The following is a 22,988-nucleotide window of genomic DNA, read 5'->3' as shown; positions in this document are numbered from 1 at the left end:
AGCTAAATTTACATCAAGGTAAGCAAAGCTGAACAAGTCTTTGCTTACCTATTAAAGGGGTTGAAATGATGGGCGTCAAAAAACAATTTGTCACAATAATACTCGCGTTTATAGGCATTGCATTTACTGGTTCGTATGTTCAGGCTGGCAGCCAGCAACATACTGAGGTTCGACACAAGCCAGAAGTCGTTGCCACTTTTGCTAAGAACGTAGAAAAGTACGCCGCATCAAAGGGGGCCAGAGCCTTCATCGTTGCTAGAGTAGGAAGGCCCGTTAAAGACTTACCAAAAGGCATTAAATTCACCCATACAGCCATTGCTGTATATTCAGCCATTACACTTGGGTCGGGTGAAGTGGTAAATGGGTATGCGATTCATAACTTGTATCAAAACGCGGATAGCAGAAATCGTAGTGATTTGATTGTGGATTATCCGGTGGATTTTTTTTGGGGGGCATATGAGTTGAAGGCTGGGATAGTCATTCCTAAGCCGTATATTCAAGGAAAGCTCATTGAGCTTATCAAAAGTGGTGATAATCGCGTGCTTCACAATCCTAAATATACAGTACTTGCTAGTCCGTTTAATAGTATGTATCAAAACTGCACTGAACATACCTTAGACATGTTGAATGCAGCAATTTATGACACCACAAATATCGCGCAGCTGAAAGCGAATACACAAGCACATTTTTCTGCACAGCGGGTTAAAACAAGCCGCTTTAAATTATTGCTTGGCTCGGCACTAATGGAAGACATCACAACTCGTGACCATCAAGGCAAAGTAAAAACAGCGACATTTACCAGTATCGCTCACTACTTGAATCAATACGACTTAGCACAAAATGCGGTAACTTTAGACGCAAATCTAAACGCTATAGATATTTGAATTTACAATTTGAGCTACATCCAAAACAGAATAACAGGAAAATTATATGAGTAAATTAGTAGAAGCACCAACAAAGGCTTTTCGAATTGCCGCTATTGTTGCCTTAATGGTTGGCGGGCTGTCATACGGCCTTGGCTTGTTTAACGCAGATATGATGTTAAACGAGAAAGGTTATTATTTGGCTGTGATGCTATTTGGTTTGTTTTCAGCAGTATCGGTACAAAAGTCGATTCGGGACAAAACAGAGAAAATTAAGACCTCCACTGTTTACCATTTGCTGTCCTTGGCTGCGGCTGCCAGTTCCATTGCCTTACTGAGTGTTGGGCTTTACAACGCTGAGCTGTTGCTAAGTGAAAAAGGCTTTTTTGGTATGTCATTTGTATTGAGTTTATTCGCTGCAATTACTGTTCAGAAGAATGTGCGCGATATGCAAGCGTCAAGGCCTGACACGATGGAAGAGCAAAAAAATCCGCATGCTTGGACAAAAGCCTCAGGTGAAATACATCAAACGGATAAGGTTGATTCCTCGGAGTCAGCGGCTTAATTCGGGTAACGCATAGGGTTAGCACTATAGGAATACGAGCAGGGAAGCTCTATGCAATCGCGCTCATCCAACTCACTATTAGTTATTGATTCACTTACGAGTTTACTGAGGCGAGTAGAGGCCCTCTGACTTCCTTCATAAAGGCAGACATTTTGGGGACCTTTATGTCTTTTGATGCAGCTAAAATCAGCGGTTTAACTATTCTTTGCGGCATATTGGCGCTAAATTTAACTATCTTATCTTCTTGAATGTAAGCGTATTGGGTAACAAATAAAGGCTCGCCTTGTGTTTCGAGCGTAGCGTCAAAAGAATAAATAACCCTGCTTAATTTCTTGCTTAATTCCTTATCAATAGAAATACGACTCATCGTTAAAACGCCTTCCGAGAATGCCTTACTTATAAGCGTTATGTCGTTCTGCTCGCTTTGTAATGTTTGCATTAGCTGGTGCTGAATATCTTGGGCATTAGCAATTGGATAGACGTAAATGTCGAGTACCGCTAAATCAAACTCTTTATGAATGTAGCGACTTAAACTACCTGCGAATGGGTCAGTATAAATATGTTGTTTTGTCAGTAGGAAATTATTGACACTATTTGGAACATTAAGTTCTTTTTCATAGTCGCTAGCGCCGATAAAGGTGTGCAAATAGGAAGTTGAAAATGCATTATCTTTTTGTATGATTATGTTCCATTTTTCAATAGCTAAGGCAAGCGCATGCTTTATCGATTGTGTTCCATCTTTTAGCCGCACCATAACGCTATACTCGTGGATCGGTATGCCCTGCCATTGCAAACTAATTTCAAGTGCTAGACTTTGCCTTTGCTTATTGGTTTTGGCACTGTTTATGTCGATATTATAGTCAGTATTGTCGCTCGAGATTAAGGTACTTGCTAACAGGAGTTCGTAACCATCTTTAAGTTTTTCAGCAATCGGTAACAGAGCGATTTGTTTCTCGTAATCAGCTTGTTTAATGTCATTTTCAAGGCATTGAGTTGTAAGTGAAGCGCACTTTTTTTCTAGGTTATCAGAGAGATAAGCGGCATAAACTGGTAGCTCAGAACTTTCTAGGACACTTTGTGTTGTGTTACTCAATTTAGCTGTAGAGCTGGAATATGCGTCAACTGCTTGAAGCGCAAATGCAGGAGACACCAAAGGCTTCGATGCCAAAACGAAGCTTAACAATATGGCGGATAACAAGTGTGTATAAAATCTGCTCATTTATAAATCTGTCCATGGCGCGTTTGATATGAAACGCTCAGTCCTTTATTTGTAAACCATAGCAGATGTGATTGCAGATAAAAAGTATTTAAAAATCAATGTCGTAAATCAATAATCCTGTCGCAAATGTCGCAAATGTCGCCAATGTCGCATTATGATGTTGGCTGATAAAGGAGAGGTTGTCGCTAATTAAGCACTCAGGCTAAGGAGTCTTACTTGCTGTCTATTTGAGTGATCGTAGATCGAATTTTGCCATCGCTCAAACGAGTAAGGAGCGTATCTCCAACAGCAATATCACCAATTTTCCTTACCACATCTTCATTTTTAAATGAGATGCTATAGCCTCGTGATAGGGTCGATAGAGGACTTACTGAATTCAGAATGTCGGCAATACGTTGAAGTTGTTGTCTTTTGTGTGTTAAAGAATGTTGTTGGGCATTCTGCATAGCATGTTGCAGTTGCTCAAGTCGTACTTGTTGCCTTTTTAGCTCCGACGCAGGTGACTGATGCTGCAGTCCCATAAGACTACGGTCATGATAGCTATTCTTTTGCTCTAATAGTGTTGTCATTGATTGCTCAAGACGCAGTAGGAGATTATCGCTGTGTTGCACCGCCTGTTTTATTTGCACTGCGGGATGCACGTTTGCGAGTCTCGACTCAAGTAGCTGGGTACGGTAACGAAAGCTCTGTAGAAGTTGCTGAAAACTCTGGGCTAGTTGGTTTTCAAGCTGCCTGATCTGGCGTAATAACTGGCTTTTATCAGTGCTCACAAGCTCTGCTGCTGCCGATGGTGTGGGTGCACGAACATCAGCGACGTAGTCGGCAATGGTAACATCAACTTCATGCCCAACTGCAGAAACAATAGGTAAGGTAGATTCAGATATGGCATACGCGACAGCTTCTTCGTTGAATGCCCATAAGTCTTCTAAGGAACCGCCACCACGGCCAACGATAAGAATATCGACTTCTGCGCGGCGATTAGCAATTTGAATTTGTGTCGCAATACTTTGAGCGGCGCTATCACCTTGCACTATAGAAGGGTAGAGAACAACTTCTATACTAGGGTTACGTCGTTTCAATACGTTTAGAATATCATGAACAGCAGCGCCGGTAGGAGATGTCACAATGCCCAAGCGCTTTACGTTTTCTGGAATAGCTTGTTTGTTATCCATCACAAACAGACCTTCGGCAGATAATTTGGCTTTTAAGGCCTCGTAAGCTTGTTTGAGTTGGCCCAAACCCTCTGGTTCCATATGTTCGGCGATGAGCTGGTAGTCGCCGCGCGCCTCGTATAAACTCAAATTCCCTCTAACCACCACCTTATCGCCGGCTTTGGGGATGAACTTAACCGAGCGATTCGCGCCTTTAAACATTGCCGACTTTATCTGTGCTTTGCTATCTTTCATGGTGAAGTACCAATGTCCAGATGCGGCAGCAACAAAATTAGACAACTCTCCACTCACCCAAACCTGCCCGATTTCTGATTCGAGTACTTGCCTAGCAAGTCGATTTAACTTGGTTACAGAGATAATGCTGGGTTGTTTTTGCTGAGTTGAGAACATAAATACTTATTTTTATCTATTTGAAGCGAATTGTAGTTTACCTAGATCTAAAAAAACACTACAATTACGCCGCAATTAACCACTGCCCTAAGGTGTTATTTGCATGTTACGAATTATCAAAGAAGCGTTAACCTTCGACGACGTTTTATTAGTTCCAGGTCACTCGACCGTTTTACCCCACACAGCCGACTTAAAAACACGCCTTACTCGCGGTGTCTCGCTGAATATGCCATTAATTTCTGCTGCTATGGATACCGTGACAGAGGCGCGTTTGGCGATTGCACTCGCACAAGAAGGCGGTATCGGCTTCATTCACAAGAATATGACTGCTGAATCTCAAGCGGCACACGTGCTTCAAGTGAAGAAATATGAAAGTGGCGTGGTGTCTGATCCAGTGACAGTAAGTAAAAACGAAACTATCGGTAGTACGAAGGCTTTGAGCAAGCGCTTGGGTTACTCCGGCTTCCCTGTCATTGACGAACAAAACAACCTCATTGGTTTGGTGACGGGGCGTGATCTGCGTTTTGAGAACCGTCTCGACCAGCCAATCAGTAAAGTAATGACGCCGAAAGACAAGTTAGTTACGGTAAAAGAAAACACTCATCCCGATGTCGTGATGGACTTAATGCACGAGCATCGAATCGAAAAAATTCTAGTGGTTGATGATGCCTTCAAACTTAAAGGGCTAATTACCGTTAAAGACTTTCAAAAAGCCAAAAGTAAGCCTAATGCGTGTAAAGATGATCTCGGTCGTTTGCGTGTAGGCGCTGCTGTTAGCGTTGGTCCTGGTACTGATGAGCGCATTGAATTACTTGTGAACGCAGGCGTTGATGTATTGTTGATTGACACCTCTCATGGTCATTCTGCTGGGGTGATTGAGCGCGTGAAAAAAGTGCGTGAAAGCTATCCTGACATTCAAATTATTGCAGGTAACGTAGCTACTGGTGAAGGAGCACTAGCCCTCGCTGAAGCTGGCGTAGATGCTGTGAAAGTTGGTATTGGCCCGGGTTCAATTTGTACGACTCGTATTGTTACCGGCTGTGGAGTTCCACAAATCACCGCCGTGTCTGATGCGGTTGAGGCACTCAAAGATCACGATATTCCGGTGATAGCAGACGGTGGTATTCGTTTCTCTGGTGATATTGCCAAGGCCCTTGTTGCTGGCGCGAGTTCTGTGATGGTAGGCAGTATGTTGGCTGGTACAGAAGAAGCCCCAGGTGAAGTTGAGCTTTATCAAGGTCGTTATTACAAGTCATATCGTGGCATGGGCTCACTAGGCGCCATGAATCAGAGCAACGGGTCTTCCGACCGTTACTTCCAAGATAGTAGCAACGCAGAAAAGCTTGTGCCTGAAGGTATTGAAGGTAGAGTCGCTTATAAAGGCCCCATATCAACGATTATTCACCAACAGCTTGGCGGTTTGCGCTCAGCGATGGGCCTAACGGGTTGTGCAACTATCGAAGAATTGCGCACTAAACCACAGTTTGTCAAGGTGACGGCTGCAGGGATGGGCGAGTCGCACGTACATGATGTTAGTATCACAAAAGAAGCGCCGAATTACCGTTTAGGGTAAAACATTTTAATTGTATTGAGCTAACACTACCGCTACGCATTGTGTGAAACGGTTTGTTAGCTCTTTTATTTAGGTAAAATAATGTCTGCTAATATACATAGCCAAAAAATATTAATTCTCGATTTCGGATCGCAATACACTCAATTAATCGCGCGACGCATCAGAGAAATCGGTGTCTACTGTGAACTTTGGGCGTGGGATGTAACTGAGAATCAAATTCGCGATTTTGCTCCCGACGGTATCATTCTCTCCGGAGGCCCTGAGTCAGTGACTGAAATGGGATCACCAAGAGCACCACAGTACGTCTTTAATGCAGGTGTGCCCGTACTCGGTATTTGCTACGGCATGCAAACTATGGCACATCAATTAGGTGGTGCAGTAGAGGGCTCTGATAAACGCGAATTTGGCTATGCTCAAGTAGAAGTGTTATCGGCTTCCTGTATTTTTGAAGCTATCGTAGACGATACTAATCATAATGGTAATCCTTTGCTTGATGTGTGGATGAGTCATGGTGACAAGGTAAGCCGAGTGCCAGATAGCTTTGAAACCATTGCGCAAACTCCGAGTTGCCCACATGCGGCGATGGCGGACACCAGTAAACACTTTTATGGTGTGCAATTTCATCCAGAAGTTACCCATACTAAACAAGGGTTGGAGCTGTTGCGTCGTTTCGCTTTTGATATCTGTAAACTTGATGCATTGTGGACGCCAGCGTCTATTATCGAGGATGCAATAGAGCGCATAAAGCAGAAGGTTGGTGATGACGAGGTCATTTTAGGACTTTCTGGTGGCGTTGATTCATCTGTAACTGCAATGTTACTGCATCGCGCTATTGGTAAAAACCTTACCTGCGTATTTGTTGATAACGGCTTACTTCGGCTGAACGAAGGCGAGCAAGTGATGGATATGTTTGGCGATAAGTTCGGCCTTAACATTATCAAGGTGGATGCAGAAGAACGTTTCTTAAATGCACTTGCTGGTGAAGACGAACCCGAGGCAAAACGTAAAATAATCGGTGGTGAGTTTGTTAAAGTGTTCGACGAGGAATCACAAAAGCTGGTAAATGCAAAATGGCTTGGTCAGGGAACTATCTACCCTGACGTGATTGAGTCAGCAGGCTCGGCTACCGGCAAAGCGCATGTCATTAAATCTCACCATAACGTTGGTGGGCTACCCGACGACATGAAAATGGGTTTGGTTGAACCATTACGTGAATTGTTTAAAGATGAAGTGCGTAAAATCGGACTTGAGCTTGGCTTACCGTATGACATGTTATTTAGGCATCCCTTTCCTGGCCCTGGCTTAGGTGTGAGAGTGCTGGGTGAAATCAAAAAAGAATATTGTGATTTACTGCGTCGTGCTGACGCAATCTTTATTGAAGAGCTTCTCGCTGCTGACCTTTATCATAAGGTCAGCCAAGCCTTTACGGTTTTCTTACCAGTCAAATCAGTCGGTGTGATGGGAGATATGCGCAAATACGACTGGGTTGTGTCTTTACGCGCCGTTGAAACGATTGATTTTATGACTGCTCATTGGGCGCACTTACCTTATGATTTCTTAGGGAAGGTGTCGAATAGAATTATAAATGAAATAGACGGTATCTCTAGGGTAGTTTACGATATTTCAGGCAAGCCACCCGCCACTATTGAATGGGAATAGCGCTGTTACTAGCCCCTGATAAACAGCTTAGATAGAAACATCTCATATAAGCGGAGTGCGACTCCGCTTTTTTATTTTTCATAATTTAACCCCTTTCTATTTGCAGCAGCGTTAGTGCATTAAGAGCAATGAATTTGCTTTTAAAAGTGACTAAATAATAGTGACAAGCATTAATATTTTAGGGGTAATTATGAAAATACACAAAACAGCAGCAAGTCAGCTTCATACTTCAGCAATTTCATCAGCTACAAGGCACCCATTGCTCAATTCGCAGGATGCTTCCAACAATGCTTTTTCTTTACCCAAGTTTTTACGCCTTAGTGGGTCGGTATTAATTGGAGGCGTTGCGACATTTGCGATATTTGTCATGATGCACAAATTAATTCAATCTGACGCTGAGACTCAGGTTTTTCCGCCAGTAGTTGCATTAGACTCCATTGTGTATGAAGAGAAAGAGACAGATGTAAGAAAGATAACTAGAGTCAAACCAAAACCGCCGGTGATAAAAGCACCGAAAGTCGACAGAGTTGTTCCGCCTGTTGAAATCGACCCAGGAATTGGCGAAATTTCTGATTGGGTATTTGAAGCTCCTCAGGATACTATTGGTAATACATTCGACTCTTCCATGCTCGACGGCGATACACGACCGCTTGTGCGTTTTCCAGCTAACTATCCTGCCGAAGCTGCGCGACAAGGAATACAAGGTTGGGTTGAGTTAGGCTTTTCAATTGATGAAAAAGGTGAGGTTGTTGATATTCAAATATTAAACGCAGAACCCAAACGCATATTTGACCGTGAAGCAAAACGAGCCCTCAAACGCTGGAAATACAAGCCCAAAATAGTTAACGGCCAAGCTGTTATGCAAACCGGTTTGAGTGTTATGCTAGATTTCACGCTTGACGAATAAACATACAAGTAAGTTAGTTTTGGTTAATATGCTCGTTTGCAAAAGGGTGAGCGAGCAAAAAACACCTTAAGATAGGACGGAACGTGAGCATATCGCTAAACATCACAGCTTGGTTTCAACACATAAGGCTAAGCGAAGATAACAATGAGACCTTAATGCTGAAGTATGCCAAAACACAGAATAGTGCACTTTTGGCTAGGCTCTATGATAATTGCGCTCACGACCTTCTAACATTCCTGTCGACCTTGAGTGATCAAGATTTAGCTGAGGAGATTGCTCAACGCACTTGGTTAAAAGTGATCGACAAAGCACACTTGTATGGTCAACAAGGGCAGTTCAAGAGCTGGTTGTTTACCCTTGGACGTAGAACCCTTATAGATGAATACCGTAAACAAAATCGTTTCGTTGAGTTAGACGAACAAGAAATAGTGCCACAGGCTGCCATAGCATCAGAGCAAATAAGTACAGAAGCGACAGTGAGCAATGCTGAGCTCAATAGTGACTTTCTCGATGCCTACGACCGCGCGTTATCAAAACTTTCATTTGTACAAAAAGAAGCATTTTGTTTACAACAAGAAGGCTTTTCGCTCGCTGAAATAGCCTCAATAACTAATATGGAACAAGAAAGTATCAAAAGTAGACTGCGATACGCCAAACAAAGCTTACGCACTGCCTTGCATGATCTACACCCTGTTGTTGATTCAACAAACGATAAGGTAAACGAAAGGGTTGGAGAGGAAAGATGACTGATCACAAAACGACAAATAAAACGGACGATGACGTGGATGAGTTCAAGGAAGTGCATAATAAAAGTAAAGCAAGAAAGAAATCACAATATCAAAGCCAAGTGCTGTTAGCAAAACGAGAGCTGTTGTTGCAAGCCAAGACGAAACAGCGACAGTCCTATCATTGGTCAGAAGCACTGTCACGTTGGTTTAGCTATTCTAAAGGTCTGAGTGCAACAGCTGCTGTTGGCTTATTGGTAATAGTGGTTTGGTACGGCCAAATCCATGTATTTTCGCCAAATGACCATAATAATCTTGCCAATCATTATACGAACGTTGAATTTACTAGAGTCGATAGCCATGAATTACAAAGCGAGTCGCAGTTGGTGGGTGCTAACTTTAGGATAAAATATGATAAAGCTTATAAAGACTATTTGAGGTCAAAAGGTGTGATCGCCGCCCATCATCAAAGCTCGGCTAAGTTGCGAATGTCAAAAAGTGGCTGGGAGTTGGCAACGTGCGACAATGAGTTAATAAAAGTAAGCGACGAGCTTCTCTCATTGCTCGATGACATTGAAAGAATTGATAGTGATTTAAAAGTCGGCGAGACAGTCGATATCATGTATGCGATGGATGGCCGTATTATGCAGATTTTACGTTCAAATGAAGTGCTTAGATGCTAGATAGCTTTGTGATATGATTTTGATGAATTTAGATTAATGATAAGGACTTCATCAATGTACAACCAATTTACGCGCAGGGCGATCTTCTTCGTTTTATTGCTTTTCTGGGGAAATTCATTCGCCCAGAACACTTTTACCGACACTTCCACCGACAGTTATGCCAAGTTCGCCGAGTTTTCCGAAGACGCCTCCCTCGAGATGGATTTCAGTATCGTAGACCAACTTTTACATGCTGGTGTAATGAACATGGGGCCGTCAACTCGCGCTTATGCGGAACTTTCTCGTCCTCCAACGGGAACTCGTTTGAAACAAACTATCGATGGCGCTACTGAAAATGAAGCCAATCGCTTTTTTTATGAAAACCTAGCGAAAGAACAACATAAAATACTCAAATTGAGAAAAGAGCTGGAAGCTATTCCGGCTGCGACTCCCCTTAAGCTTTATACTAAAGAGGCTCAGTTAGCTTATTGGCTTAACCTTTACAATGTTAGCTTGATTAACGAATTGGCCGTGATTTACCCTCTGAATAATTTGCGTCCGGTCTTAACTGGCGATACTTCCATTCTTGATAAAAAAATTCTGCTTGTCGATAACTTAGCACTCAGCCTGAATGACATCCATTACCATATTCTTCCGGTTTTATATCCCGAAAACCCCCTGTATATCTATGGTTTGCATCAAGGGATAAAAGGTAGCCCCAATATTAGAACTAAAGCGTACAAGGCAAAAAGCGTCATCCGCGACCTTAAGGAAAATGCTCGGGAGTTTGTGAACTCTAATCGAGGCACACAATTTAATGGTGGGAAAAAACGTGTACGTATATCTAGTTTTTACAAGAGAAACAAACATGTGTTTCCTGACTTTGATAACAGCTTCAAATCTCACCTTCTGGAGTTTGCAAATGGCTCAATCAGTGGACTAATTGAAAATGCTGAGACTTTCAAGGCTAATATTAATAATTGGCGTATCAATGATTTCTACGGGAGTATGCGCCGCAGAGATGTGGGCCTCTACGTTAGCTCTGGTGACGGTAGTCGCTTCGCCAGTGGATTACAAATATCTCCAGAACAACGAGCTCAACTGGCCAATTTAATGAGAGTAAGGGCAATTAACTTTGGCGGAGGCTCAGTGACCGTAACTGATCTTGATCCAGGTCGGGACAGGGAAGCTGACGTTAAACCAGAAACGAAGGCTACAAAAGGCGATGATAATGGGAACTAAGGTTTAAGCTTGCTTGTAGCGATGTGCTGAGTTTTAGTGCATCGTGCAATCTGTGTATTGCTCAGATGCTCTAAAAGCAAGTAACTCTGACTTCATCTCCCGCATTGCGCCAAACTCGCCTTCACCCTCTATGTTGGCTAAATAGCTTCTGAGTAGTTTTTCATATTGAAATATGGTGACAAACAAATCATGTTCTGAGTCTTTTATTCTTAAGTTATCCCGTCTTTTTTGAGCTTGCAAAAAAAGCTCTGTGTTACCTTCACTCTCATAAATCTTTTGCTGTAAAACGATGCCATTGATCGATGGCCTGGGTTAAATCATTGGTGGTATTTGTCTTGGTAAACTCATGCGCTTGGGTATCAAGCTCGACAACAGTAAGGTCTTTGGCCTGCTGAGCATCCTTGTTAGTATGAAGCGCTTTGTCTGCTGTATTGAAAACCAGGAGATAAACTCCGAATGAGATCAAAATGAACAGCAGAATAATTACTTGCTTAGGATAGCTGGGCATAAAGTGCTACTCATAGGTTGTTATTATTATCTCGGCTTTGTCGAATAAAACGGTTGCTGGCGTCGTAGTCACTCTTTGCTAGTCTATCGTAAAGCACGACATTCGCGGTTGCGGCTAAGTTCATGCTGTTTTTTGTTGGAATATATACCACGTGATCAGCTTGTTTTACGATGTCGGGTGACACTGACGCATCTTCAGGGCCAAAAATATAAAAGGCCTTATTAGGGTGCTCAAATTCGGGCAGCGGTGTGGCATCTTCGACAAGTTCAATCACCACGGTTTTTGCGTCTTTTGGTTTGATTGCCAGCAAGTCGTCTACGCCAACGGTTGGTATGATGTGTCGCATACGCTTTGTGTCGGCATTGAACTCTTTAGCATAACCAAAGCGCTGACCGGTATAGAATACGGAGCTTGCACCATAGCAACTGCAAGCCCGCAAGATGCTAGCAACATTTGTTGCAGACTTTGGATTGATCAAGCCTATGCTGACGTAATTATCAATAAAGCGCTGCGAACGAGTGCTTGCTGAATGTTCATCAGTAAGGTTGATTGTATGCTCATAACTTTTCATTGTTGTCGCTAATCCCGAATTACAGCAACTTGAGTTGAATACCTAGGCTAACACGCTGCTGGTGTTGGTTATAATCAATAAGCGAATCGCCATAGCCGTTGAAGTATTGAAATAACCAATCGTAACGGTCGTTGATAGGATAGGTAAGGTTCAGTTCAACGCTACCTCTATTTTTACTAAACGACAGGTTGTTCCGTAGCCTAGTAAGCGCATTAAATTTGCCCAACTGCAGCCCATAGCCGAGCTCTAGCTTCCCTACAAAGTCAGTGATGTCGGGATTGTCGTCGCCATTCGGGTCGAGGGGGAATTCTTTGTCATCTTCTGGAAGCCGATACCATGCCTTTACATAATAAAGTGAATCGATGTCACTGAACATGGCACTGGCGTAGAGCCTATTCCAACTGCGTGACTTCAGGCCGCTTTGCCCATTAGACTGATGGTTGATGCCAATATTCGCCGTGTTAAAACGGTATCCAAAAAGGTCCCAATCTGTTTGCCATTGATAATAAACTTCGGGTTCATAATTCGTTTCGCGAAACGGCTTTGATACATCGCTGTTATAAACCTGCCAGAAAGATATCAAGGTCATGCCGAAAAACACGCCGCTTGCATCGTCGTCTTGCAGATACAAAGGCATATTAACGCTAATTTGATACTTCGCTTCAAATTGATCAACGTTTTCCTCGGTTAAGCCATCAACTGAAATCGGGTTAGGTGCTTTTGCATAGCTCAATGGTAATAAATAATTTTGACGATATTGCGAAATCGAAAAAGGATTGACGTTCGCTTCTTTCATCAGATCTGTTCGTTCGTCTAGTATGGAATTTGTAGTGGTTTCACCATCACGAGCTTCCGACATCACCTTTTTTACTGAGTCGATAATAGACTCAGGATCGCTTGGTGGCGGCGGTGTTTCTTGTTGCGAGCTCTGTTGTGCGTAAGAAGGCAGTAAAATAGAGGTGAATAAAACAGCTATCAGTAGTTGGTGGAAATATGTGCGAAATTTCAAGCTGGAATCCTTTGCCTTTATTTTTTCCGCAATAGTACAGTAAAGATGATTAAAATTCGATAACTTGGTTTTCTCTTGCCGCGTAACAGACTAAATCCATTCCGCCTGCTTCAATCACTTCATTGCATTGAGCGATAATAGCGTCGATATCGTCGTCAGTACGTTCTGGGTCATGGCTATATAATGCAAGTACTCTAACACCGCATGCCATAGCAAGCTTCACTGCTTCTTCGGCAACGCTGTGCCCCCAGCCTGATTTAGCTGGCATATCAGACACCAAGTATTGTGCATCGTGGATTAATATATCTGAGCCTTTAGCAAAACCTACAAAATCTAGAAAGTCAGTTTGTTTTTCGTAAGGAGGATATAATTCATTATCGGTGATGTATGCTATTTTGTGACCGTTTTCTTTAACCGTATAACAGCTTCCGCCCCCAGGGTGATTCATTTTCATTCGACTGACTAAAGCGTTAGAAATATACCATTCATCGTCTTCTTCAACGGCACGCGGTTCTACACGGATGTCGGCGCCTAAATCATTGCGATGCACTGGGAAGAACGATCCGGTCATTTGGTCGAGCACGGCCTCGGGTTGGTTCATATCAGTGAGCCCTGGCGTAATAATGATTTGGCGTCCGGGTTGATAAATAGGAATAAAAAAAGGGAAACCTTGAATATGGTCCCAATGATTATGACTTAATAATATGTGAACAGGCGACTTTTTTGCAGCTAGGCGCTTTCCTAACTCGCGAATACCCGTTCCAGCATCGAGCACTAGATCGGTTCCGTCGCTTAATTCAATGTGCACGCACGCAGTATTACCGCCATACCGCACAAATTCAGCGCCGGGCGCGGGTGTGCTTCCGCGCACACCACAAAAAGTCAGTTTCATTAAATTACTTAACCTAGGTTTTGAATGTGAGAAACAACCTCTTCAATATTGAGAAGTATTTTCTCACCAGATTTTCTGTCTTTTACTTCGACTTGTTGATTATCAAGATTTCGCTCGCCGATTACAATGCTATTAGGTATGCCAATTAATTCCATATCATTAAACATGACACCTGGTCGCTCTTTGCGGTCGTCAAACAAAACCTCAACGCCAGCTTCGCTTAGCTCTTTGTAGAGCTTTTCGGCCGTTTCCATAACTCTATGAGATTTATGCATATTCATTGGAATAATGACCACTGAAAAAGGCGCGATACTTGTAGGCCAAATAATGCCATATTTGTCATTGTTTTGTTCAATAGCCGCTGCAACGATGCGCGTAACACCAATGCCATAGCAGCCCATCTGCAATACTTCGTGTTTTCCTGTTTCGTTTAGAACGCCGCAATTCATAGCGGTAGAATATTTGTCACCAAGTTGAAAAATATGACCAACTTCAATGCCCTTAGTAATGGCTAACGTGCCTTTACCATCTGGAGAGGGATCGCCTTCAACAACATTACGTAAATCGGCAACACTGTAGTCTTTTACATCAGACTCCCAATTCGCCCCAACAAAGTGTTTATCATCTTGATTCGCGCCACAAACGAAGTCAGCTACGCGCTCAGCACTGCGGTCAACTATAACGGGAAAGCCAAGTTCGACTGGACCCAGCGAACCGAAATCACATGAAAGCTTAGCTTTTACTGCTGCTTCGTCTGCCATTTGAAGTGGGCTGGCGACGAGTTCCAGCTTTTCTGCTTTGATATTATTTAAACTATGGTCACCACGCAGCACCAAAGCTACAAAATCATGCTCTGATTCTTCACTCGCATTAACTATCAGTGTTTTTACAGTCTTCGTGATATCGCATTCCAATAGCTTGGAAACGGCATCAATTGTTTTTGCATTTGGCGTATCGACTAGCTTGATGCGTTGAGATGGCGCGGTTTTTTCGCCTACAGCGAGCGCTTCAGCCAATTCAACGTTTGCAGCGTAATCACTGCTATCGCTGTATGCTATATCGTCTTCACCGGAGTCAGCGAGCACATGAAATTCATGAGACACCGCACCGCCAATAGAGCCAGAATCGGCAATAACGGGGCGATATTGTAAACCAATTCTCTCAAAAATATTGCAGTAAGCTTGATGCATACGTTGATAAGTTTCATCAAGGCTTTGTTCGTCGATATGAAACGAGTAGGCATCCTTCATAATGAATTCACGGCTTCGCATGATACCAAAGCGCGGACGAACCTCATCTCTAAATTTAGTCTGTATTTGATATAAGTTAAGAGGAAGTTGTTTGTAGCTATTTACCTCAGTTTTTACAAGGTCAGTGATAACTTCTTCATGCGTTGGGCCTAATACGAAGTCACGTTGATGGCGATCTTTGATTCGCAGTAACTCAGGCCCGTAGTCATCCCATCGCCCCGATTCGACCCACAAGTCGGCAGGTTGCACAACCGGCATTGATATTTCGATAGCGCCCGCCTTGTTCATTTCGTCTCTGACGATTGCGGCAACTTTATTTACCACGCGTAGACCTGAGGGAAGCCAGTTATACAAGCCTGATGCTAACTTTCTTACCATACCGGCACGCAGCATTAACTGATGACTAGCAACTTCGGCTTCGGCAGGTGTTTCTTTTTGAGTAGCGAGTAAATATTGTGAAGTGCGCATTATCTTATTTTACCTTGATATTTTTGTGCTCGAGCTTCAATGCTCGTGATTGGGCAGAAGTTTATCAGCCGAAGCGCTTGGTAAAAAGAATAAAATGCTATTTGCTGCGTAATTTGCCACTACATGTTAGCTTTTAGTCATACTAATCTTTAAAACACGAATCGAATTTTGTTCCACAACCCAAGCGATATCATGTTTATACAAACTGATATGGTAGGTTTTATTGTCGCTTTGCTTTCTCTTGTATGCTGGCCTTGGGTCTTGCTGTAGCACATTGATCAATAGTGCTGAAAAATCGGGTATCTGTTTGTCGATAAGCTTCAGCGACTCACCCACCATGTTATCAATAAATACCGCTTTCACATCAGGCTTATCTTCAGCATAGCCAGAGAATACAGCCGTAGAATCGTGTGCCGATTTTGTTATAAATTCGGGTTGATCGGCGTAGGCTATGTAGGGCTTTATATCAACGATGGGTGTTTGATCAAGTAGATCGACACCTTGCACTAGTAATTCACCCTGAGAATTTAAGCCCTTGTTCTTTACCAGAGACAAACCAAGCGGATTCGGCCGGAAGGTACTTCTGCTGGCAAATACGCCTATCTTTTTATTTCCACCTAAGCGCGGTGGCCGCACGGTATCGCTGTAAGCTGCATCCATATTTTCATGGAATACAAAGCTCAGCCATAGGTGAGAGAACTGCTCCAGTCCTCGACAGGCGTTCTGCGGGTTAATATTTTCCGAAAATGTTATTTTACCACGTGCTTTACTCAAGGCTTGAGATTGCCGTGGAATCCCAAATTTTTGGTCGAAAGGTGTGCTTATATAAGCGATAGGGTAGATTGAAATAGCACTCATTTAACGACCACCTTACTTTTTGGCATCAACCTTAGTGCTTGCTACTGTCGTAGCCGAGTATTTGTTTGAAGAATTCTGCACCCAAACTTTGAGCATGGCGAATATTACGCTCTGGAATAGCTTCAGGGTTAGGGAAGTGATTCAATGCCTTTTCTAAGCTTTCCTCTCGAATGATGTGAAGCATAGGGTAGGGCGACCGGTTAGTATAGTGGCTTGGGTCATCGGCCGGCGCGCCATCAAACAGATAAGCTGGATGGAAGGTTGCTAATTGGAAAATGCCCTCGTAGTCCTCTTTTACCAGTAACTGGTTTGCCATATCAACTAGGTCGAGATAATCAAAAAAGTCCAAATAGCTACTTGGCAAAATGAAAAGCGTTGTTTCTGTCTTTGGATTTTCTTCAAGATAGGCAAATTCGTCGAGCAAAGCTTGTAGTGTATATTCAGTGCTTTTTTCATCACAACACAGGGCTCTAATTGACTGTTGGTCCCGTTCTTTTTTTGCAAAGGGACACAAATTTTCGCCAATAATAACCTTATCTACCCAGTGTAGGGTATTTTGAATGGCGCGATTTGGGTCGATATTACTTGTCACTGCGAGTGACTCGTCTGCGTCGCTTTCGCCGAAGCAGAGTGGTACTTAACGTAAGCTTCCAAGGTGTTTTCAATTAAACTGGCGACAGTCATAGGGCCGACACCGCCGGGAACAGGCGTGATCCAGTCTGCTCTATCTTTTGCGAGATCAAATTCAACATCCCCTGTGAGCTTACCATCGTCTAGACGGTTTATGCCCACATCGATAACGATCGCTCCTTTTTTTATCCACTCACCAGGAATAAAGTGAGGCTTACCTACAGCGACGACTAATAGGTCAGCGCGCTGTACATGGCTTTTCAAGTCTTTAGTAAATTTGTGGCAGGTAGTCACAGTGCAGCCGGCAAGCAGAAGCTCTAGCCCCATTGGGCGACCCACGATATTGGATGCACCTATGATCACTGCGTCTAAGCCTTTAACTGGGCGCTTTGTCGCTTCTATCATTGTCATGATGCCCTTAGGGGTACATGGTCGCAGCGCTGGCATTCGTTGAGCCAAACGGCCAATGTTGTAGGGATGGAAACCATCGACATCTTTGTGAGGATGAATTTGTTCAAGCACTTTCTCTGCATTTAGACCTGCCGGAAGCGGGAGTTGCACGAGAATACCATCGATTTCATCGTCTTTATTTAAGGTGTCAACCAATGCTAATAATTCGCTTTCGTTGGTACTAGCGGGAAGGTCATAGGTGCGAGATAAAAAGCCAACTTCTTCGCAGGCTTTTGTTTTATTACTTACGTACACTTTTGAAGCTTCATTATTGCCCACTAGCACAACCGCGAGACCTGGTACGCGTTTGTTGGCCTCTTTCAGCGTATCTACATAGGCATGGACATTGTGTCGAACGTGTTTGGCAATCTTTTTGCCATCAATTAAGTGAGCGGTCATGTACTGTGTCTTTGTGCTGCAGAATCAATGCGCTGTAGTTTAATCAAAACAGCATCAAAAATATACTGCTACGAGAGCTGAATGCGCAAAATCTGACTGCTTTTTGAACAAGTGAAAAAAAACTTAAATTCATCGCAAAAAGTGTTTGACGATATCAGGTCAAGTCGGTAATATGCGCCCCCCGTAGCGGTAGTGTTCTATCGTTACATTGTTCGGTGAGTGGCGCAGCTTGGTAGCGCACCTGGTTTGGGTCCAGGGGGTCGTAGGTTCGAATCCTATCTCACCGACCATTTGCTTTTGATTCGACGAGCGTCCGTAGCTCAGCTGGATAGAGCACCCGCCTTCTAAGCGGGTGGTCGCAGGTTCGAATCCTGCCGGACGCGCCATACGAGCGTGAGCAGATGAGGCGATAAATAGTGTAAGAAACAGTGGTGGGCGTAGCTCAGTTGGTAGAGCTCTGGATTGTGATTCCAGCGGTCGTGGGTTCAAACCCCATCGTCCACCCCACTTTTCTGCCAGGTTTGAATGCAAGCTACATCACCAGTAGGTTCAGGCCAACGGCAAGCTCTAAAGATTACTTTAGGCACAGTTTTGCGGGAGTGGTGGAATTGGTAGACACGCTGGATTTAGGTTCCAGTGCTTCACGGCGTGAGAGTTCAAGTCTCTCCTTCCGCACCATCTATAATTGCAAGTCATAAGTTGCAAGTTACACAGCATTAACGGCTTCCGTCATTACATGTTGCAAAGAAATAATGGCGGTGAGTGGCGCAGCTTGGTAGCGCACCTGGTTTGGGTCCAGGGGGTCGTAGGTTCGAATCCTATCTCACCGACCACTTTTCAGTTCTAATATCTTCAATAAGCTCTATACAGCAAGCTAATTTTAGCAGAGCGTAAAATCTTTATATCCGCTAGTGTTAACTCCATCTTTGCGTAAATATGGAGTGTTTTATCGTCTTTGCTAATTAATTTTCAATAAATGTAGCTAATTGCTCGACTCGACACCCTGCTCTCTGTATAATTCCGCGTCCTTTTTTAAACACGTGTGGGCTTTTTATACCCACATTCGGCAACACCACGGCGTACGCCGAATAAGAGTGTTGAATCATGTAAAGCGCAATGAAGCGCAAGTTGAGGTAGAACAATGCAAGTGTCAGTCGAGACGACTCAAGGTTTAGAACGCCGTCTTACTATTACCGTTTCTGCAGATTCTGTAGATTCAGCTGTTAAAGCACGTTTACAACAATTAGCAAAAACACAACGTATTAACGGTTTTCGTCCAGGTAAGGTGCCAGTAAGTGTGATCAAAAAGCGTTTTGGTCAAGCTGTTCGTCAAGAAGTGGCTGGTGATGTTATGCAGCGTCATTTCTATGAAGCGATTACTAAAGAAAAGATTGCTCCAGCAGGCATGCCTACTTTTGACTTAACAAAAGACGTTGACGGTGAAGATCTGGAGTTTGTTGCTACTTTTGAAGTATATCCAGAAGTAAAAGTTGAAGGTCTTGACAAAATTAAGGTCGAAAAGCCAGTTGTAGAAATTTCTGAAAAAGATTTAGATACAATGATGGAAACTTTGCAGAAGCAACACGCATCGTGGAAAGAAGTGAAGCGTAAAGCAAAGAAAGACGACAAGGTTACCATTAACTTCGTTGGTACTATCGACGGTGAAGAATTTGAAGGTGGAAAAGCCGAAGATTTCCCATTAGAGCTTGGCAAAGACCGTATGATTCCAGGGTTTGAAAAACCGTTAGTAGGTGCTAAGAAGGGCGAGGAAGTTGTTTCTGAAGTAACTTTCCCTGAAGACTATCATGCGGAAGCATTAAAAGGTAAAGCTGCGTCGTTTGCCATTACTGTGACTAAAGTTGAAGGTCTTGACTTACCGAAAATAGATGACGAGTTCGCAACATTGTTCGGTGTTGAAGAAGGTGGTGTTGAAGCACTTAAAGCTGAAGTTAAGAAAAATATGCAGCGAGAACTAGACCAAACCTTGAAAGCAACCGTAAAAGAGAACGTGATTGCAGGTTTGTTGGAAAACAATGAACTAGATTTACCGAAGGCTTTGGTTGACCAAGAAATTGATGCTTTGCGTGAACAAGCTAAGCAACGCTTCCAGCAGCAGGGTAATGGTGCTGAAGTTCCTGAACTTCCAGCTGATTTATTCCAAGACAATGCTAAACGTCGCGTTAGCATTGGTTTGTTGTTAGGCGAGATAATTAAAGATAACAAACTTGAAGCTGATGAAGCGAAGGTTAACGCATTGATTGAAACCGCAGCTTCGGCTTACGAAGACCCGAAAGAAGTGGTTGAGTATTACCAGACAAATGCTGAGTTAAAGCAACAAATGCAGAATCTTGCATTGGAAGAACAAGCGATTGAGGCAATTCTTGAAAAAGCAAAAGTGAAAGAAGTTAAAAAAGCTTTTGACGAAATCATGAACAAAAACGCTTAAATTGTTCTTCAACAATTGACTTAACAGGCAATGAACTGATTAAATGCTCGGACTATCCGGGCATTTTTTTTATGACGACTTTCTATTAAGAGATTTATGACAAATATAATTACAGATCCGCAAAACGCACTCGTGCCAATGGTTGTTGAACAGACAGCTCGCGGCGAACGTTCTTACGACATTTATTCGCGCCTTCTGAAAGAGAACGTTATTTTCATGGTTGGCCAAGTTGAAGATCACATGGCAAATCTGATTGTTGCTCAAATGTTGTTCTTGGAAGCTGAAAATCCAGAGAAGGATATATTTCTTTATATCAATTCTCCCGGTGGGTCGGTAACGGCGGGCATGGCTATTTACGATACCATGAATTTTATTAAACCGGATGTAAGCACAGTATGTATCGGTCAAGCGGCAAGCATGGGAGCATTCTTATTGTCTGCTGGCGCAAAAGGAAAACGCTATTGTTTGCCGAATTCACGCGTAATGATTCATCAACCATTAGGTGGATTCCAAGGGCAAGCGTCTGATTTTGAAATACATGCCAAAGAAATCCTGTCTATTAAAGAGAAGATGAACCGCTTAATGGCTGCTCACACCGGCCAAGATTACGATAAAGTAGCAAAAGATACCGATCGTGATAATTTCCTCAGCGCACAAGAATCTGTTGATTATGGTTTGGTAGATGCAGTGATGGCCAGTCGAGATGATGTATTGAAAAACTCAGTTTAGTCGCCATTATCAGTTATAGTATAAGGGTTGCATGCTAATTCTTCCTAGCAACCTGTTTTAAAAACCCGCTAAGGGTACGAAAAAAGGCAATATTTATGAGTGATGACCATGAAAAAGACGGCGATAGTAAGTTACTCTATTGTTCGTTCTGTGGTAAAAGCCAACACGAAGTAAGAAAGTTAATCGCTGGGCCAAGCGTATTCATCTGCGATGAGTGCGTAGAGCTATGCAATGACATCATTCGTGAAGAAATAAAAGAAATTTCACCGAAGCAAAAGAACGACGCGTTACCAACGCCCAGTGAAATTCACAAACATCTCGATGATTATGTTATTGGCCAAGAACATGCCAAAAAGGTTCTTGCTGTCGCAGTGTATAACCATTACAAGCGCCTCAGGAACAATGATACTCATGAAGGCGTAGAACTTGGAAAAAGTAACATTCTGCTGATAGGCCCAACGGGTAGCGGAAAAACATTGCTTGCCGAGACCTTAGCGCGACTCCTAGATGTGCCGTTTACGATGGCGGATGCAACAACACTTACTGAAGCCGGTTATGTTGGCGAGGATGTTGAAAATATTATTCAAAAGTTGCTTCAGAAATGCGACTACGACCCAGAAAAAGCGCAACGCGGAATTGTGTATATCGATGAAATAGACAAGATTTCACGAAAGTCTGATAATCCTTCAATTACCCGTGACGTATCGGGTGAAGGTGTTCAACAAGCACTCTTGAAGTTAATTGAAGGCACCATTGCTTCTGTGCCGCCTCAAGGCGGCAGAAAACATCCGCAACAAGAATTTTTGCAGGTTGATACGTCAAAAATTCTCTTTATTTGCGGTGGCGCATTTGCGGGCTTGGATAAGGTTATTGAACAACGAGCAGCAAAGGGTGCGGGAATTGGTTTTGGCGCTGAGGTCAAAACAACTAATGAGAAAAAGGCCGTTAGTCAGTTATTTAAAGAAGTTGAACCTGAAGACCTAGTTAAATATGGTTTGATTCCCGAATTCATCGGTCGTCTACCAGTGGTAACTAGTCTTGAAGAGCTTGATGAAGACGCCCTTATACAAATATTGAAAGAGCCTAAAAACGCTATCACTAAACAATACGCTGCTTTGTTTGCTCTTGAGGAAGCTGAACTAGAGTTTAGAGACGATGCTTTACATGCAATTGCATCTAAAGCTATGCAACGTAAAACAGGTGCTCGCGGTTTACGCTCCATAGTGGAAGCTGTTTTGCTTGATACCATGTACGACCTCCCATCTAACCCTGATGTGAGCAAAGTAGTGATTGACGAGGCGGTTATACGTGGCGAGTCCAAGCCTTTGTTAATGTATGAAAGTGGTCAAGATAAAAAGGCGGCATCTGAATAAATTTCTTTATTCGAAAAGAGCCTTTACAGAAAGTTGAATTGTAAGCCGATTATTGAGAAATAGTCGGCTTTTTATTTGTCCAGCGAAGCTGGCATACCTAGCAGGACAATAGATGCCTAAGTTACCGTGCTTGAGGGGAAAAGGTAAGGACTCATTATATTTATATGATCAACTTCTTACTAATGGGCGACTGTGTAAGACATTTAAATAGGTTTACAAAGCGAAAGACGCGGCGGGAATGGATATACAGAGTCTATATGAGTTCTCCTAGAGTGTTGACAATGAGCTTGAACATTTTCTCCTTGAACTTTAGAGCAAGCAATACCTTGTCCAAACGGCCAGACAGGTAGGCATCCCAACAGACAAGGGTGGCACGAGACTGTTAGGAATAACAACAGTTCGCGATAGAGTGGTTAAACAAGCGTACT

The 22,988-nt window shown here is 43.1% G+C and carries 22 protein-coding genes and 5 tRNA genes; 16 read left to right on the top strand and 11 right to left on the bottom strand.

Translation table 11 applies throughout. From position 1 onward, the window contains the following. Positions 1-65 precede the first annotated feature (65 nt). Both ISG33_RS15375 and yiaA read left to right on the top strand, forming a co-directional pair. Positions 66-884: a DUF2145 domain-containing protein gene (locus ISG33_RS15375; RefSeq protein ID WP_195734524.1), complete on the top strand. Its 819-nt coding sequence runs from the start codon at positions 66-68 to the stop codon at positions 882-884. A gap of 46 nt (positions 885-930) precedes the next feature. Further along, positions 931-1,428, top strand: a complete 498-nt coding sequence (gene yiaA, locus ISG33_RS15370) for an inner membrane protein YiaA (RefSeq protein ID WP_195734523.1) — start codon at positions 931-933, stop codon at positions 1,426-1,428. A 94-nt stretch (positions 1,429-1,522) separates the two neighbouring features. Here yiaA and ISG33_RS15365 read toward each other — a convergent pair whose 3' ends face one another. Together ISG33_RS15365 and xseA are read right to left on the bottom strand one after the other, a co-directional pair. Beyond that, the gene (locus ISG33_RS15365; RefSeq protein WP_195734522.1) at positions 1,523-2,647 is read right to left on the bottom strand and encodes a hypothetical protein; all 1,125 of its coding nucleotides are present in this window, start codon (positions 2,645-2,647) and stop codon (positions 1,523-1,525) included. 212 nt (positions 2,648-2,859) lie between these two features. After that, positions 2,860-4,209 carry an exodeoxyribonuclease VII large subunit gene (xseA, locus tag ISG33_RS15360; protein ID WP_195734521.1) on the bottom strand — a complete coding sequence of 450 codons (1,350 nt, stop codon included), beginning with the start codon at positions 4,207-4,209 and terminating at the stop codon, positions 2,860-2,862. A gap of 103 nt (positions 4,210-4,312) precedes the next feature. Between xseA and guaB the strand changes: the two genes are divergently transcribed. From guaB to ISG33_RS15330, 6 genes are all read left to right on the top strand, one after another. Beyond that, positions 4,313-5,782, top strand: a complete 1,470-nt coding sequence (guaB, locus tag ISG33_RS15355) for an IMP dehydrogenase (RefSeq protein WP_195734520.1) — start codon at positions 4,313-4,315, stop codon at positions 5,780-5,782. Positions 5,783-5,863: 81 nt separating this feature from the next. Continuing rightward, positions 5,864-7,441: a glutamine-hydrolyzing GMP synthase gene (gene guaA, locus ISG33_RS15350; RefSeq protein ID WP_195734519.1), complete on the top strand. Its 1,578-nt coding sequence runs from the start codon at positions 5,864-5,866 to the stop codon at positions 7,439-7,441. 190 nt (positions 7,442-7,631) lie between these two features. Continuing rightward, positions 7,632-8,348 (top strand): energy transducer TonB, encoded by a 717-nt coding sequence (locus ISG33_RS15345; protein WP_195734518.1) that lies wholly within the window; start codon positions 7,632-7,634, stop codon positions 8,346-8,348. A gap of 83 nt (positions 8,349-8,431) precedes the next feature. Further along, positions 8,432-9,094: an RNA polymerase sigma factor gene (locus tag ISG33_RS15340; RefSeq protein ID WP_229333638.1), complete on the top strand. Its 663-nt coding sequence runs from the start codon at positions 8,432-8,434 to the stop codon at positions 9,092-9,094. Continuing rightward, positions 9,091-9,756, top strand: coding sequence for a hypothetical protein (locus ISG33_RS15335; RefSeq protein ID WP_195734517.1), 666 nt, complete (start codon positions 9,091-9,093; stop codon positions 9,754-9,756). Before ISG33_RS15340 ends, ISG33_RS15335 begins: the two co-directional genes overlap by 4 nt. Before the next feature lie 54 nt (positions 9,757-9,810). Beyond that, positions 9,811-10,977 carry a DUF547 domain-containing protein gene (locus tag ISG33_RS15330; RefSeq protein ID WP_195734516.1) on the top strand — a complete coding sequence of 389 codons (1,167 nt, stop codon included), beginning with the start codon at positions 9,811-9,813 and terminating at the stop codon, positions 10,975-10,977. 33 nt (positions 10,978-11,010) lie between these two features. Here ISG33_RS15330 and ISG33_RS15325 read toward each other — a convergent pair whose 3' ends face one another. The 9 genes from ISG33_RS15325 to folD all read right to left on the bottom strand — a co-directional run bounded on the left by ISG33_RS15325 (position 11,011) and on the right by folD (position 18,012). After that, entirely contained in the window at positions 11,011-11,217 is a 207-nt protein-coding gene (locus tag ISG33_RS15325; protein WP_195734515.1) for a hypothetical protein, read from the bottom strand. 25 nt (positions 11,218-11,242) lie between these two features. Further along, positions 11,243-11,485 carry a hypothetical protein gene (locus ISG33_RS15320; RefSeq protein ID WP_195734514.1) on the bottom strand — a complete coding sequence of 81 codons (243 nt, stop codon included), beginning with the start codon at positions 11,483-11,485 and terminating at the stop codon, positions 11,243-11,245. 10 nt (positions 11,486-11,495) lie between these two features. Further along, the gene (locus ISG33_RS15315; RefSeq protein ID WP_195734513.1) at positions 11,496-12,056 is read right to left on the bottom strand and encodes an RNA methyltransferase; all 561 of its coding nucleotides are present in this window, start codon (positions 12,054-12,056) and stop codon (positions 11,496-11,498) included. A gap of 19 nt (positions 12,057-12,075) precedes the next feature. Then, a complete protein-coding gene (locus tag ISG33_RS15310) occupies positions 12,076-13,065 on the bottom strand; it encodes a phospholipase A (RefSeq protein ID WP_229333637.1) in 990 nt (329 codons plus the stop codon). A gap of 49 nt (positions 13,066-13,114) precedes the next feature. Further along, complete coding sequence (locus ISG33_RS15305; RefSeq protein ID WP_195734512.1) at positions 13,115-13,957, bottom strand: MBL fold metallo-hydrolase; 843 nt, start codon at positions 13,955-13,957, stop codon at positions 13,115-13,117. Between the two features lie 8 nt (positions 13,958-13,965). Then, on the bottom strand, positions 13,966-15,675 hold the full coding sequence (locus ISG33_RS15300; RefSeq protein WP_195734511.1) for a proline--tRNA ligase: 1,710 nt from the start codon (positions 15,673-15,675) through the stop codon (positions 13,966-13,968). 126 nt (positions 15,676-15,801) lie between these two features. After that, positions 15,802-16,533, bottom strand: coding sequence for a tRNA (N6-threonylcarbamoyladenosine(37)-N6)-methyltransferase TrmO (gene tsaA, locus ISG33_RS15295; RefSeq protein WP_195734510.1), 732 nt, complete (start codon positions 16,531-16,533; stop codon positions 15,802-15,804). Between the two features lie 31 nt (positions 16,534-16,564). After that, positions 16,565-17,125 (bottom strand): DUF1415 domain-containing protein, encoded by a 561-nt coding sequence (locus ISG33_RS15290; RefSeq protein WP_229333636.1) that lies wholly within the window; start codon positions 17,123-17,125, stop codon positions 16,565-16,567. Continuing rightward, positions 17,122-18,012 carry a bifunctional methylenetetrahydrofolate dehydrogenase/methenyltetrahydrofolate cyclohydrolase FolD gene (folD, locus tag ISG33_RS15285; RefSeq protein WP_195734509.1) on the bottom strand — a complete coding sequence of 297 codons (891 nt, stop codon included), beginning with the start codon at positions 18,010-18,012 and terminating at the stop codon, positions 17,122-17,124. Before folD ends, ISG33_RS15290 begins: the two co-directional genes overlap by 4 nt. Before the next feature lie 213 nt (positions 18,013-18,225). On the opposite strand from folD, the gene ISG33_RS15280 reads away from it, so the two are divergent. The 8 genes from ISG33_RS15280 to clpX all read left to right on the top strand — a co-directional run bounded on the left by ISG33_RS15280 (position 18,226) and on the right by clpX (position 22,560). After that, a tRNA-Pro gene (locus ISG33_RS15280) sits at positions 18,226-18,302 on the top strand. 19 nt (positions 18,303-18,321) lie between these two features. Next, positions 18,322-18,398, top strand: a tRNA-Arg gene (locus tag ISG33_RS15275). 45 nt (positions 18,399-18,443) lie between these two features. Then, positions 18,444-18,519, top strand: a tRNA-His gene (locus ISG33_RS15270). An 86-nt stretch (positions 18,520-18,605) separates the two neighbouring features. Further along, positions 18,606-18,690, top strand: a tRNA-Leu gene (locus tag ISG33_RS15265). A 78-nt stretch (positions 18,691-18,768) separates the two neighbouring features. Next, positions 18,769-18,845, top strand: a tRNA-Pro gene (locus ISG33_RS15260). A 308-nt stretch (positions 18,846-19,153) separates the two neighbouring features. Then, on the top strand, positions 19,154-20,458 hold the full coding sequence (gene tig / locus ISG33_RS15255) for a trigger factor (RefSeq protein WP_195734508.1): 1,305 nt from the start codon (positions 19,154-19,156) through the stop codon (positions 20,456-20,458). Between the two features lie 96 nt (positions 20,459-20,554). Next, positions 20,555-21,187 carry an ATP-dependent Clp endopeptidase proteolytic subunit ClpP gene (clpP, locus tag ISG33_RS15250; protein WP_195734507.1) on the top strand — a complete coding sequence of 211 codons (633 nt, stop codon included), beginning with the start codon at positions 20,555-20,557 and terminating at the stop codon, positions 21,185-21,187. A gap of 95 nt (positions 21,188-21,282) precedes the next feature. Further along, positions 21,283-22,560, top strand: a complete 1,278-nt coding sequence (gene clpX, locus ISG33_RS15245; RefSeq protein WP_195734506.1) for an ATP-dependent protease ATP-binding subunit ClpX — start codon at positions 21,283-21,285, stop codon at positions 22,558-22,560. Positions 22,561-22,988 lie beyond the last annotated feature (428 nt).

The organism is Marinibium conchae, assembly GCF_015595035.1.
Taxonomy (GTDB): Bacteria; Pseudomonadota; Gammaproteobacteria; order Enterobacterales; family Alteromonadaceae; genus Glaciecola.
Note: the sequence above shows the minus strand (reverse complement) of the source record. Positions and strands in the feature narration are given on the sequence as shown.